This is a genomic window from Bradyrhizobium sp. WBAH42, assembly GCF_024585265.1.
Lineage (GTDB): Bacteria > Pseudomonadota > Alphaproteobacteria > Rhizobiales > Xanthobacteraceae > Bradyrhizobium.
This window is the reverse complement of record NZ_CP036533.1, coordinates 4036785-4050446: the sequence shown is the minus strand read 5'-3', so window position 1 is coordinate 4050446 and position 13662 is coordinate 4036785. Positions and strand designations below refer to the sequence as shown.

Here is a 13662-nt window from a genome sequence, read left to right as displayed (position 1 = left end):
GAACAATGACTGACGCTCTGAAAACAGTTGCTTTCATCGGGATCGGCAAGATGGGCCTGCCGATGTCGGTGCTCGTCGCCAAAGCCGGCTACACCGTCACCGCGTTCGACCAGAGCCCGGCGCGCATCGACGAGGCACGCGCGCAGGGCATTGCGATCGCCGCCTCGCCGGCCGAGGCCGTGAGCGGCAAGGCCGCCGTGATCACCTCCCTGCCCGACGACGCCGCTTTGCGCGGCGCCTTGCTCGGCCCCGCCGGCCTGATCGCCGCGATGGCCCCCGGTGCCGTCTTGATCGAAACCAGCACCGTGAGCGTCGAAGCCTCGGCTGAGGTTGCGGCCGCCGCGCAGGCGCGCGGCATTGCCTATCTGCGCTCGCCGGTGTCCGGCAATGCAAGCATCGTTCACACCGGCGCGCTGACCTGTTTCGTGTCGGGATCGACGGACGCGTTCGAGCGCGCAACGCCGCTGTTCGCCGCCTTCACCCGCGCCCAGACCTATCTCGGCCCCGCCGAAGAAGCGCGCTACGCAAAACTCTCGGTCAATCTGATGATCGCCGTGTCGGCGGCGATGATGGCGGAGAGCCTGGCGCTGGCGCGCAAGGGCGGCATCGCCTGGCAGGACATCCTGAAGGTGCTCGACGACAGCGCGGTGGCCTCCCCCATGGTCAAGTACAAGACCGCGCCGCTGCGGACCCGCGACTTCGAGTCCACCTTCTCCTGCAAGCAGATGGCCAAGGATCTCGATCTGATCCTGGGCGCCGGCCACGCCGTCGGCGTGCCGCTGCAGCTCGCCGCGCAAGTGCGCGAGACCTATGGCTCGCTGGTCGCCCAAGGCGACGGCGACACCGACTTCATTGCGACCGTCAAGCATCTCGAGCGGCTGTCCGGCCTCGGCGAGCCGAAGCTGTGATCAACGGAGACCGACATGCGTAACTTCAACGAGAACACGATCACGGACGCGGTGCTGGAGCGGATCGCGGGCGCGACCGATCCACGCATCAAGCAGGTCAGCGAGGCGCTGGTGCGTCACCTTCACGCGTTCGTCCGCGAGGTGCGGCCGACCCAGAAGGAATGGGAATACGGCATCGACTTCCTGACCCGCACCGGGCACATGTGCAACGACAAGCGTCAGGAATTCATCCTGCTGTCGGACACGCTCGGTGTCTCCATGCTGGTCGACGCTATCAACCATCCGGTGCCGGAAGGCGCGACCGAGACCACGGTGCTCGGCCCGTTTTTCGTCCAGGCCGCGCCGGAGAAGGACAGCGGCGCTGACATCTCCGGGTCGATGGAAGGCGATCCGATGCTGGTCACCGGCTCGGTCTCGACCGTGGACGGACAGCCGCTGGCCGGCGCCATCGTGGACGTCTGGCATTCCGACGACGACGGCTACTACGACGTCCAGCAGCTCGACAAGATCGGCGATCTCGCGATGCGCGCCCGCTTCCACACCGACGCCAACGGCCGCTTCCATTTTTGGTCGATCAAGCCGGCCGCCTACCCCATTCCGCATGACGGACCGGTCGGCGAGATGCTGGAGGTGCAGGGACGCCATCCCTGGCGCCCGGCGCACGTGCACTTCATGATCTCAGCGCCCGGTTTCGAGCAACTGGTGACGCACGTCTTCGTTGCCGGCGACCAATATCTCGACAGCGACGTGGTGTTCGGCGTCAAGGACAGCCTGATCCGCGAATTCGTCCGGCATCCCGCGGGCCGTGCGCCGGATGGTCGCATGGTGGAGCGCGACTATTTTCATCTCAACTATGATTTCGGCCTGAAGCAGGTCGCAAGCAACGCAAGAGCCGCTTAAGCTCAACGACGGACCAACAAGAGTCCGTAAAACAGGGACGGGAGCTGAGGATGGGACCGCGGGTCAGCACGGGCACATTGGCCGATCGCCTCACCGGCATGATCGGCCCGCGCGTGAGCGTCGCGCGCGGCGTGCTCGATCAGCACGGGCAGAGCGAGTCGCATTATCAGAACCTGCCGCCCGACATCGTGGTCTTCCCCGAGACCACGCAGGAGGTCGCCGAAATCGTCAAGCTCTGCGCGAGCGCGGGCATGCCGATTGTTCCGTTCGGCGCGGGGACCTCGCTCGAAGGCAATGCGGCCGCGGTCGCCGGCGGCGTCTGCTTCGACTTCGCGCGCATGAACAAGGTGCTCAGCCTGCACGACAGCGACATGGACGTCGTGGTGCAGCCCGGCATCACACGCAAGCAGCTCAATGCGGAGCTGCGCAACACCGGCCTGTTCTTCCCGATCGATCCGGGCGCCGACGCTTCGATCGGCGGCATGACCTCGACGCGCGCCTCGGGCACGATGGCGGTGCGCTATGGCACCATGAAGGACAACGTCATGGCGCTCGAGGTCGTGCTGGCCGACGGGCGCATCATTCGCACCGCCAAGCGCGCGCGCAAATCGGCGGCCGGGTATGATTTGACTCGCATGTTCGTCGGCGCGGAAGGCACGCTCGGAATCATCACGGAGATCACGCTGAAGGTCCATCCGGTGCCGCAGGCGATCTCGGCGGCAGTCTGCAGCTTCGACACCCTGCACGACGCCGTCGACACCGCGATCTCCGTGATCCAGTCCGCGATCCCCGTGGCGCGCATCGAGCTGCTCGACGACGTCATGATGCGCGGCATCAACGCCTACGCCAAGCTCGGATATCGCGAGGCGCCCACCCTGTTCTTCGAATTCCATGGCTCGGAGACATCGGTCGCCGAACAGGCCGAGGCCGCGCAGGCGATCGCGGCCGACCACGGCGGCCATGGCTTTGCCTGGGCCAAGGCACAGGAAGACCGCAGCCGGCTCTGGCACGCCCGCGACAACACGCTCTATGCCGGCCTCGGCCTGCGGCCCGGCGCACGCGCGGTGATCACCGACGTCTGCGTGCCGATCTCACGGCTGGCGGAATGCCTGACCGAGACGCGGCGCGATGCGGACGCGCACGGTTTCACCGCACCGATCGTCGGCCATGTCGGTGACGGCAATTTCCACATGCTGATCCTGATCGACCCGACAAAGCCGGAGGAGGCCGAAGGCGCCAAGGCGCTGCAGGCCCGCATGGTCGCGCGCGCCATTGCCATGGACGGCACCTGCACCGGCGAGCACGGCATCGGGCTCGGCAAGATCGATTATCTCTCCGATGAGCTCGGCGAGGCCGTGGACGTGATGCGATCGATCAAGACGGCGCTCGATCCCGCCGGATTGATGAACCCCGGAAAGATCTTTGCTGGCGGAGCCAAAGCATGAGCGACGCGCTCCCGATCGAGGTCACCTCACCCACGCCGCTGCTGGAGCTGCGCGGCATCAGCAAGGAATTTCCCGGCGTCAAGGCGCTGGACGACGTGTCCTTTGCCGTCTACCCCGGCGAGGTCCACATGCTGCTGGGCGAGAACGGCGCCGGCAAATCGAGCCTGATGAAGGTGCTGTGCGGCGCCTATCGCGCCGACGCCGGCGAGTTCTATTACAACGGCAAACGGGTCGCGATCTCCTCGACCGCCGATGCGCAAAAGCTCGGCATTGCCGTGATCTTCCAAGAATTCTCGCTCGTCCCCCATCTCGACATCGCCCAGAACATCTTCTTGGGACGCGAGCCGAAGGGCCGCATTCCCGGCACCATCGACCGCCGCAGGTTATTGGCCGACGCAAGGCGCGTGCTCGACACCATCGGCTTCGACATCGATCCCTCCACCATCGTCGACAAGCTCGGCGTCGCGCAGCAGCAGATGGTCGAGATCGCCAAGGCGATCAGCCAGAACGCCCGCATCCTGGTCATGGACGAGCCGACCGCAGCGCTGTCCGACCGCGAGACCGAGCTCTTGTTCGCACTGATCGCGCGGCTGAAGGCGGACGGCGTGTCGATCGTCTACATCTCCCACCGCATGGCCGAAGTGTTCGCGCTCGGCGATCGCATCACCGTGCTGCGCGACGGCCGCCGCATCGATGGTGTCCGGCCCGCCGACGTCACGCCGGACCAGCTCGTGCGCATGATGGTCGGCCGCAACGTCGACATGACCTACCCGCGCCATTTTGCCGATAAACCCGGCGAGGTGCTGCTCGAGGTCAAGGGCCTGACTGCGCCGACCGGCATCTCCGACATCAACATCGAGGTACGCCGCGGCGAGATCGTCGGCCTATGCGGGCTGGTCGGCTCCGGCCGCAGCGAGGTCGCCCGCGCGATCTTCGGCGCCGATCCCGTGACATCGGGCGAGATCATCTTCGACGGCAAGAGCATTTCCGGCGAGCCGGATCTCGCCGCCCGCCGCGGCATCGCGCTGATCCCGGAGAGCCGCAAGAGCGAAGGCCTCGCGCTGCTGCGATCCGTCAGCGACAATCTGGTGGTGTCGGCGCTGAGGAAGCTGTTCCCGAGCGGGCTGTTCGACCAACGCTCGGCCCAGCGTACCGCCGACGGCCTGATCCGGCAGCTCCGCGTCGCGACACCGAGCGCACGCCAGACCGTCGGCCTGCTCTCGGGCGGCAACCAGCAGAAGGTCGTGATCGGAAAATGGCTCGCCGCCGGCTCGAAACTCTTCATCTTCGATGAGCCGACGCGCGGCATCGACATCGGCGCCAAGTCGGAAATCTTCGCGCTGATCGACCGCCTCGTCGCGGAAGGCGCGGCGGCGTTGATGATCTCGTCCGAGCAGGTCGAGATCTGCCATGTCTGCGACCGCGCCTATGTGATGCGCGAGGGGCGCATCGCCGGGCACCTGACACGCAACGAATTGACCGAGGAGAATATCGTGCGACTGGGGATGCATCATGCGTGAAGCCGCGGTCGTCGCCCAACCCAATCCGCTGCAACGCATCCCAGGCGTTGCCATCGTGCTGGTGCTGCTGATCGCGCTGTTCAGCGCGATCGCGCCCGGCTTCCTGTCGGTCGCCAACCTCTCCAACGTGCTGGTGCAGTCGACCATCCTGACCATGCTCGCGCTGCCGATGACGCTGATCATCATGACGGAGGGGCTGGACCTGTCGATGGGCGCGGTGCTGACGCTGACCTCGCTCTGCGTCGCGATCGTGTCGCTGGCGACCAAATCGATGCTGCTGGGCCTTGGCGCCGGCCTTCTGGTCGGCGCGGCCTTTGGCGTTGCCAACGGGTGGCTGGTCGCTATCCTCGGCATTCCGCCCTTTGTCGCGACGCTCGGCACGCTCGGCATGGCGCAAGGCCTGTCGCTGATCGTCAGCGACGGCCAGAGCGTGGTCGGCATTCCCCACAGCGTGCGCGACATCTATTCGGCGACGCTGCTCGGCATTCCCGTGCCGATCGTGATGGCGCTGGTGACCTACGCTGCCTTTCACGGCCTGCTCTATCACACCCGCTTCGGCACCTACATCTTCGCGCTCGGCGGCAACCGCGAGGCACTGCGCTATGCCGGGCTCTCGCCCAACAAGCTGCTGATCGCGGTCTACGCGATCGGCGGCGCCATGGCCGGCATTGCCGGCCTCTTGATGACCGCACGCATGAACTCCGGCCACCCCACCGCCGGTCTCGGGCTGGAGTTCGATGCCATCGCGGCCGTCGCTGTCGGCGGCACCTCGTTCGAGCGCGGCAATGGCTGGCTGCTTGGTACCCTGCTCGGGGTCCTCTCCGTCGGCGTGTTGCGCAACGGGCTGAACCTGATCTCGCTGCCGTCCTCGGTGCAGGTCGCCAGCGTCGGCGTGCTCGTCATCGTTGCCCTGTTCCTCGACGGCCTCAGGAGCCGCACATGACCGATATCACCAAGGCCGCTATCGCGCCGCCCCGCTCCTTCCTGTCGCAGGACGCGGTCCAGCTGTTCTATCGCCTGCTCGCGGCTTTCCTGATCTGCGCGGTGCTCGCCGTGCTCAGCGATTCCTTCCTCAGCCTCGGCAACATCCTCAACGTGCTGAGGCAGGCGAGCCTGACCTTCTTCATCGCCTCCGGGCTGACGCTGGTGGTGCTGACCGCGGGCCTCGACCTCTCCGTCGGCGCCAATGTCGCGCTGTCGGCCTGTATCGCGGGGACCGTGATCCACAAGACCGGCTCGCCGGCGCTCGGCATCCTCACCGGCCTTGCCTGCGGCGGCATCGTTGGCCTGCTCAACGGCATCATGGTCACGGCGCTGCGCATCCCATCCTTCATCGCCACCTATGGCATGCTCTGGGTGCTGAATGGCCTCACCTATTGGTACATGGCGGGCGAGACCCTGCACGGCTTCCCGACTGGCTTCCGCCAGATCGGCAGTGGCTATCTGTTCGGCCTGCCGATCCCGGTCTACCTGCTGCTGGTGTTCCTCGGGATCGGGACGTTCTTCGCTCAGCGCACGATCTGGGGTCAGGAGATCTATGCGATCGGCGCCAATCCGGTCGCGGCGAGGCTCTCCGGCATTCCGGTCGCGCGGCGCCTGCTGCTGGTCTACGCGGTATCGGGCACCATGGCGGGACTTGCCTCGATCATCTTCCTGTCGCGGCTCAATTCGGCCGAGGCCGACATCGGCGAGAGCCTGACGCTGCCGGCGATCGCGGCCGTGCTGATCGGCGGCACCTCGCTGTTCGGCGGCGTCGGCACCGTCTTCGGCACGTTCATCGGCGCGCTGATCCTGACCCTGGTGCTGAATGGCATGAACCTGCTGTCGGTCAGCGCCAATTGGCAGCCGCTCGTCACCGGCATCATCGTCATTCTCGCCGTCTGGCTCGACATGAAGACCCGCCGCCGCGCGCAATGAGTTCTAGCAATCCAACAAGCAAAATGAGGGATGGAGGCAACATGAAACAAGGACTGGGCTATCTGGCACTGCCGCTGCTGATGGCGGCCGCGTTCACGACTGGGGCACGTGCCGACGGCGAGACCATCGCCGTCTTCACCAAGAACCAGACCAATCCGTTCTTCCAGACGGTGCGGGTCGGCGCCGACAACATGGCGAAGACGCTGAACGCGAAGACGCTGCAGTACATTCCGACCAAGCCGGACTCGATTCCCGAGCAGCTCAGCCAGATCGAGGACGTCGTCGTGAAGAAGCCGAGCGCGATCGTGTTCACGCCGGTCGACTACAAGGCGATGGTGCCGGGGGTCGAGAAGATCAACGAAGCAAAGATCCCGGTCGTCAACATCACCGATCGCTCTGCCGGCGGCAAGTTCCTGTCCTTCGTCGGCGCCGACGATTACAGCCTTGGACTGGAGACCGCGCGCTTCCTGCTCAAGACGCTCGGCGGCAAGGGCAACATCGTCATCATCGAGGGCGTCAAGGGCTCGCTGACCAATGTCGACCGCGTGCGCGGCTTCAACGACGCGTTGAAGGAGGCTCCCGGCGCCAAGCTTTTGGCCTCGCAGCCCGGCAACTATCAGCGGCTCCAGGCGCTCCAGGTCATGGAGAATTTGATGCAGTCGAATTCGCAGATCGACGGCGTGCTCGCCGCCAACGACGCCATGGCAGTCGGCGCGATCGAAGCGCTCGACGGCGCCAACCGCAAAGCGCAGGTGATCGGCATCAACGGCACCAAGGAGGCGATCGACGCGATCAAGTCCGGCAAGCTGCTGGCGAGCGGTGACTACAACGGATTTGCGCAAGGCTGCCTCGGCACCATGATGGCGATCCGGTCGCTACGGAACCAGCCCGTGATCAGCGAGATCGTGCTGAAGCCGACCGTGATCACCAAGGACAATTTTGGGCCGTTCGACGTGCCGCTGGAGCAGCGGACCTGTCCGACCTTCGAGGACGCCGGCAAGCTCAGCGCGAAGTAGACCACCCCAAGCCCGGACGGCCGCAGCCCGCGGCCGTCCCAAGAACTGACGCAAGAAACGGAGACACGATGCTGTTCGCCATTCACGCCGTCGATCGCGCCGACGCGTTGCCGACCCGGCTCGCCAACTACGATGCCCACAAGGCCTTCCTCAGCGACACCTCGCGCTTGGGCGTCAAGATTGTGATGTCGGGACCGCTGGTCTCCGACGATGGCCAGACCATGATCGGCAGCCTGTTCCTGATCGAGGCTCCTGGCCGCGCCGAGGTCGAAGCCTTCAACCGTGCAGATCCCTTTGCCGCGGCCGGCATCTGGGAAAAGGTCACGATCACGGGCTTCCTGCGCCGGCAGGGATGAGCCCCTACGGCGGTTCGTCGAGGTGACAGGCCACCCACTGCTCCGGTCCTGTGGCGCGAAGTACCGGCTCCTCGGTCCGGCAACGATCGAAGACGAAGGGACACCGGGTATGAAAGCGACACCCCTTCGGCGGGTTGATCGGGCTCGGCACGTCGCCCTTGAGGATGATGGGATTGCGCTGGGCTCCGGGCTCCGGCAGCGGCACGGCCGAGAGCAGCGCCTTGGTATAGGGGTGCCTCGGCGCGGCAAAGATCTCGCGCCGAGGTGCCACCTCGACGATTTTGCCGAGATACATCACCGCCACGCGGTGGGTCATGTGCTCGACGATGGCGAGATCGTGGCTGATGAACAGCAGCGCGAGGCCGAACTCGCGCTGCAGATCCTGCAGCAGATTGACGATCTGCGCCTTGACTGAAACGTCGAGCGCGGAGACCGCCTCGTCGCACACGATCAGCTCGGGCTCGGCCGCGAGCGCCCGCGCAATACCGATGCGCTGACGCTGGCCGCCGGAGAATTCGTGCGGCCTGCGGTTCAGCGCCTCGCGCGGCAGGCGCACCGTGTCCATCAGCGACGTGACGCGGACCTCGAGGTCCTCCGCGGACTTCGCGAGGCCGAAATTGCGGATCGGCTCGGCGAGAATGTCGCGCACGCGCATGCGCGGATTGAGGCTCGAGAACGGATCCTGGAACACGACCTGCACGCGGCGGCGCATCTGGCGCATCGTGCTCGGTGCGGCGTCGTCGATCCTCTGGCCGTCGAGGATGACCTGCCCCGAGGTGATCTCGAACAGCCGCAGGATGGCGCGGCCGACCGTCGATTTGCCGCAGCCGGACTCGCCGACCAGCGACAAGGTCTCGCCGCGCGCGATCTCGAACGACACGCCGTCGACCGCATAGACGAATTCGGTTTGCCGCCCGAAGAGGCCCTTGTTGATCGGAAAATGCTTCTTGAGGTCGTTGACCTGGAGCAGCGGAGGACTCATGCCGCAACAGCTCCCTTGGCAGCGTAGTGACAGGCGGCGACGTGGCGCGGGCCCTTCTCTTCCAGTCCCGGCGCATATTGCCGGCAGAGGTCGGTCGCGAGCGCGCAGCGGCCGGCGAAGACGCAGCCGGTGATCGGCTTGCGGAGGTCAGGCACCTGCCCGGGAATCTCGGCGAGGCGGGTCGCGGTGCCCGCGAGCGAGGAGCCGAGCTTCGGTACCGCGCCAAGCAGGCCTTGCGTATAAGGATGGCGCGGGGAACGGAACAGCTCCGCCACCGGCGCCTCCTCGACCTTGCGGCCGGCATACATCACCATGACGCGCTCGGCGATCTCGGCGACGACGCCGAGATCGTGCGTGATCAGGATGATGGCGGCACCGACCCGACGCTTCAGATCCAGCATCAGCTTGAGGATCTGCGCCTGAATCGTCACGTCGAGCGCGGTGGTCGGCTCGTCCGCAATCAGAAGCTTCGGATTGCAGGCCAGCGCCACCGCGATCATCACGCGCTGGCGCATGCCGCCGGACAGCTGGTGCGGATATTCGCCGACGCGCCGTTTCGGCTCGGGAATGCCGACCAGGGTCAGCATCTCGACCGCGTGCGCCTCCGCCGCCTGCTTGTCGAGGCCCTGATGGATCATCAAGGTCTCGCGGATCTGGCGGCCGACGGTGAGCACCGGGTTCAGGCTCGTCATCGGTTCCTGAAAGATCATCGAGATGTCGTTGCCGCGGATCGCGCGCATCTCGCGGTCGGACAGCTTCAGGAGATCCCTGCCCGCGAAGCGGATGCTGCCTGCGATCCGGCCCGGCGGCTCCGGGATCAGCCGCATCAGGGACATCGACGTCACCGACTTGCCGCAGCCGGACTCGCCGACGATGGCGAGCGTCTCGCCCTCGTTGACATGGAAGGACACCCCGTCGACCGCGCGGTTGATGCCGCCGGGCGTGCGGAAATGGGTCTGGAGGTTCTCGACTTCGAGCAAAGCCATCGCGATCAGCCTCGATCCATCAGAGGCAACATCACAGGCTCTTGGCCATGCGCGGATCGAGCGCATCGCGAAGGCCGTCGCCGAGCAGATTCACGGCGAGCACGGTGACGGACAGGAACGCCGCCGGGAAGAACACGATGTAGGGCTTCACCTGCCAGAGCGCACGGCCCTCGGCCATGATGTTGCCCCAGGACGGGATGGTCGGCGGCGTGCCGGCGCCGATGAAGGACAGGATCGCCTCCGTGATCATGGCGCTGGCGCAGATATAGGTCGCCTGCACCAGCATCGGCGCAACGGTGTTGGGCAGGATATGGCGCAGGATGATCATCGGTGTGCGGGTGCCGCAGGCCACCGCCGCGTCCACATAGGGCTGTTCGCGCAAGGACAGCACGACGCTGCGGACGAGGCGCGAGACGCGCGGGATCTCGGCCACGGTGATTGCCAGGATGACGTTGCCGACGCTGCCGCGCGTCAGCGCCATCAGCGCGATCGCCAGCAGGATCGGCGGGATCGACATCAGCCCGTCCATGAACCGCATCAGGATGCCATCGGCCCAGCGGATGAAGCCGGAGACCATGCCGATGGCAAGGCCGATCGCCGACGCGAAGATCGCGACCGACAGGCCGACCGTGAGCGAGACGCGTGCGCCGAACAGCACGCGCGAATAGATGTCGCGGCCGAGCACGTCGGTGCCGAACCAGAAATCGGCCGACGGCGCGCGGGTGCGCTTGGCGGGCGCAAGCGCGGTCGGGTCGACCGTGCCGAGGTAAGGCGCAAAGACCGCGATCAGCACCAGGGTCAGCAGCAATGCGCCGCCGATCGCGACCGTCGGATGGCCGCGCAGCAGGCCGACGAAGCCGCGCCGTATCCTGACCGGCCGCAGGATCTCGGGCAGTTGCGGCGCAAGGACGAGGCCGGCCGGAAGCGATTGCGGATTGACGGTGGTGTCGGTCAATAGCGGATCCTCGGGTCAACGAGCGTGTAGACGACGTCGATCATCAGATTGACGAGGACGTAGACGAAGCTGAACAGCAGCACGATGCCCTGGATCACCGGATAGTCGCGGCGCAGGATGGCATCGATGGTGAGGCGGCCGAGGCCGGGGATCGCGAACACGCTCTCGGTGACGACCGCGCCGCCGATCAGGAGCGCGATGCCGATCCCGATCACGGTGACGATCGGCACCGCCGCGTTCTTCAGGGCGTGGATGAACAGGATGCCGCCCTGCCCGAGGCCCTTGGCCTTGGCGGTGCGGATATAGTCCTGCTGCAGCACTTCGAGCATGGCCGCCCGCGTGATGCGGGCGACCAGCGCGATATAGACGCAGCCGAGCGCGACCGCCGGCAGGATCAGGTTCTCGAGCCACGGCCAGAAGCCGGAGCTGAGCGGCGTGTAGCCCTGCACCGGCAGCCATTCCAGCTCCAGCGCGAAGATGTAGGCGAGCATGTAGCCGACCACGAAGACGGGCAGCGAGAATCCGAACACGGCAAAGCCCATGATGACGCGATCGATCAGGCTGCCGGCCTTCCATGCCGCCACCACCCCGAGCGGCACCGCCACCACGACCGTCAGCAGCAGCGTGACGATCATCAGCGACAGCGTCGGGCCGAGACGCTGCCCGATCATCGCCGAGACCGGCAGGTTGGTGAAGATCGAGGTGCCGAGATCGCCGTGCAGGATGCGCCAGACCCAGCTTCCGAACTGGACCAGGAAGGGCCGGTCCAGCCCGAGGCTCTGGCGGATGCGCTCCACATCCTCCGGGCTTGCCTGATCGCCGGCGATCACCACGGCCGGATCGCCGGGCGCGATGTAAAGCAGGCTGAACACGAACAGCGCGACGATTGCCATGACCGGCAAGGTCGCGACGATGCGACGGAGGATGTAGGAGAGCATCTTGCTTCAGCGCACGATCATGCAGATTTCGACACGCCCCAGAAGAACGGCAGCGGCCCCTTGGTGACGCCGGAGACGTTCTTGCGCCAGGCGGTGTAGCTCAGGAAGAAGCCCGTGGGCGCGTAGACCACGTCGTCGAGCGCCGCCTTGTTGAGGCGACCGATGGCAGCCTTCTCCTCGTCGAGGCTCTTGGCCTCGAACCAGGACGCGACCTCCTTCTCGGTGCCGGGGCTGTTCGGCCAGCCGAACCAGGCCTTGTCGCCGTTGGCGCGGATGGCGGTGTAGGGAGCCGGATTGATGCAGTCCGCGCCGGCATGCCAGGTGTGGAACATGTTCCAGCCGCCCTGTCCCGGCGGCGTCTTCTGCGCGCGACGGGAGCCGACCGTGCCCCAATCGGTGGCGACGAAATCGACATTCATGCCGAGCTTCTTGAGCAGGTCCGCGGTGACGTCACCCATTGCCTTGGTGATCGGCTGATCCTGCGCCACGATGCAGGTCACCGGCTGGCCGGAATAGCCGCTCTCGGCGAGCAGCTTCTTGGCCGCATCGAAATCGCGCTTGCCCTTCAGGATCTCGCCACCGACTTCGCTGTAGAGCGGCGTCTCCGGCGTGAAGAAGCCGGGCAGCGGCTTCCAGAGAGCGGTGTCGTCGCCGACGATCGCGCGCATATAGTCTTCCTGGCTGAGCGCCATCAGCACGGCACGCCGCGCCCGCACGTCGTTGAACGGCGCGAACAGATGATTCATCCGGAACGAGCCGATATTGCCCAGCGGATCGCCGATGTCGACGCTGATGTTCTTGTTCTTCTTCAGAACAGGCACGAGGTCGGCAATCGGGTTTTCCCACCAATCGACCTCGCCGTTCTGCAAGGCAGCGGCGGCCGTGGCCGGATCCGGCATCACGATCCATTCGATGCGATCAAGCTGCATCTGCTTGCCGCCCGCGAGCCAGGACGCCTTCTCCTGCCGCGGCACGTAGTCCGCAAATTTCTCGAACACCGCCTTCGCGCCCGGCACCCATTCGCCCTTGACGAACTTCATCGGCCCGGAGCCGACATAGTCGGTGATCTGCTTGAACGGATCGGTCTGCGCGATGCGCTCGGGCATGATGAAGCCGCAAGGCGAGTTGTTCTTGGCCAGCGCGTAGAGCATCTTCGGGAAGGGCTGCTTGAGCACCCATTTGAATGTGCGATCGTCGACCGCGGTCAGCTCCTGCTGCAGCGCCTTGATCATCAGACCCATCGGGTCGCGCGCCGACCAGCGCGTCAAGCTTGCCACGACGTCCTTGCTGAGCACCGGCTCGCCATCGTGGAACTTGAGCCCGGAGCGCAGCTTGAACGTCCAGGTCGTGCCGTCGTCGGTCACCTCCTCGGACTCGACCATCTGGCGTTGCGGCTTCAGCGAGGAATCGATGCCGTAGAGCGTGTCCCAGACCATCGCGGCGGCATTGCGCACGACATATTGCGTGCCCCAGATCGGGTCGAAATTGGCGAGATTGGCCTGCGGCACGAAACGCAGGGTGCGGGCCGCGGCGCCCTGAGCGATCGCCGGGGCCGACAGGCCGCCTGTCAATGCCAGACCGCCCGCGCCCGCCAACCCCTTCAATACCGTCCTGCGATCCATGAAGTCCTCCCAGTAATGCCGTGATGCCAGCTGTTCATTGGCAAAGGGCAAGTGAAACCGAGCCCATTTGCAAGCAAATGGTATGCCACTAAATGCGCCATCGCCAGTGGGATCTCA

13 protein-coding genes are annotated in these 13662 nt (G+C 65.8%); 8 read left to right on the top strand and 5 right to left on the bottom strand.

Going from position 1 to position 13662, the window contains the following annotated elements; genetic code table 11:
• Positions 1 to 5 precede the first annotated feature (5 nt).
• The 8 genes from DCG74_RS18745 (at position 6) to DCG74_RS18710 (ending at position 8062) form a co-directional block, all read left to right on the top strand.
• Entirely contained in the window at positions 6 to 908 is a 903-nt protein-coding gene (locus tag DCG74_RS18745) for an NAD(P)-dependent oxidoreductase (protein WP_172784417.1), read from the top strand.
• Between the two features lie 15 nt (positions 909 to 923).
• Positions 924 to 1808: an intradiol ring-cleavage dioxygenase gene (locus tag DCG74_RS18740; RefSeq protein WP_172784416.1), complete on the top strand. Its 885-nt coding sequence runs from the start codon at positions 924 to 926 to the stop codon at positions 1806 to 1808.
• Positions 1809 to 1858: 50 nt separating this feature from the next.
• Positions 1859 to 3253: an FAD-linked oxidase C-terminal domain-containing protein gene (locus DCG74_RS18735; RefSeq protein ID WP_172784415.1), complete on the top strand. Its 1395-nt coding sequence runs from the start codon at positions 1859 to 1861 to the stop codon at positions 3251 to 3253.
• Complete coding sequence (locus tag DCG74_RS18730; RefSeq protein WP_172784414.1) at positions 3250 to 4773, top strand: sugar ABC transporter ATP-binding protein; 1524 nt, start codon at positions 3250 to 3252, stop codon at positions 4771 to 4773. Before DCG74_RS18735 ends, DCG74_RS18730 begins: the two co-directional genes overlap by 4 nt.
• Positions 4766 to 5716 carry an ABC transporter permease gene (locus tag DCG74_RS18725; protein ID WP_172784413.1) on the top strand — a complete coding sequence of 317 codons (951 nt, stop codon included), beginning with the start codon at positions 4766 to 4768 and terminating at the stop codon, positions 5714 to 5716. Before DCG74_RS18730 ends, DCG74_RS18725 begins: the two co-directional genes overlap by 8 nt.
• The gene (locus DCG74_RS18720) at positions 5713 to 6690 is read left to right on the top strand and encodes an ABC transporter permease (RefSeq protein ID WP_172784412.1); all 978 of its coding nucleotides are present in this window, start codon (positions 5713 to 5715) and stop codon (positions 6688 to 6690) included. Before DCG74_RS18725 ends, DCG74_RS18720 begins: the two co-directional genes overlap by 4 nt.
• 41 nt (positions 6691 to 6731) lie before the next feature.
• On the top strand, positions 6732 to 7706 hold the full coding sequence (locus DCG74_RS18715; protein ID WP_172784411.1) for a sugar ABC transporter substrate-binding protein: 975 nt from the start codon (positions 6732 to 6734) through the stop codon (positions 7704 to 7706).
• Between the two features lie 68 nt (positions 7707 to 7774).
• A complete protein-coding gene (locus tag DCG74_RS18710) occupies positions 7775 to 8062 on the top strand; it encodes a YciI family protein (RefSeq protein ID WP_172784410.1) in 288 nt (95 codons plus the stop codon).
• Positions 8063 to 8066: 4 nt separating this feature from the next.
• Here the strand turns inward: DCG74_RS18710 and DCG74_RS18705 are convergent, their stop codons facing one another.
• From DCG74_RS18705 to DCG74_RS18685, 5 genes are read right to left on the bottom strand one after another with little or no spacing between them, the layout of a single operon-like run.
• Positions 8067 to 9044 (bottom strand): ABC transporter ATP-binding protein, encoded by a 978-nt coding sequence (locus DCG74_RS18705; RefSeq protein ID WP_172784409.1) that lies wholly within the window; start codon positions 9042 to 9044, stop codon positions 8067 to 8069.
• A complete protein-coding gene (locus tag DCG74_RS18700; RefSeq protein ID WP_172784408.1) occupies positions 9041 to 10030 on the bottom strand; it encodes an ABC transporter ATP-binding protein in 990 nt (329 codons plus the stop codon). Before DCG74_RS18700 ends, DCG74_RS18705 begins: the two co-directional genes overlap by 4 nt.
• Positions 10031 to 10061: 31 nt before the next feature.
• Positions 10062 to 10985, bottom strand: coding sequence for an ABC transporter permease (locus DCG74_RS18695; protein WP_172784407.1), 924 nt, complete (start codon positions 10983 to 10985; stop codon positions 10062 to 10064).
• Positions 10982 to 11923 (bottom strand): ABC transporter permease, encoded by a 942-nt coding sequence (locus DCG74_RS18690; RefSeq protein WP_172784406.1) that lies wholly within the window; start codon positions 11921 to 11923, stop codon positions 10982 to 10984. Before DCG74_RS18690 ends, DCG74_RS18695 begins: the two co-directional genes overlap by 4 nt.
• A 17-nt stretch (positions 11924 to 11940) precedes the next feature.
• Positions 11941 to 13545: an ABC transporter substrate-binding protein gene (locus DCG74_RS18685; protein WP_172784405.1), complete on the bottom strand. Its 1605-nt coding sequence runs from the start codon at positions 13543 to 13545 to the stop codon at positions 11941 to 11943.
• Positions 13546 to 13662: the final 117 nt, after the last annotated feature.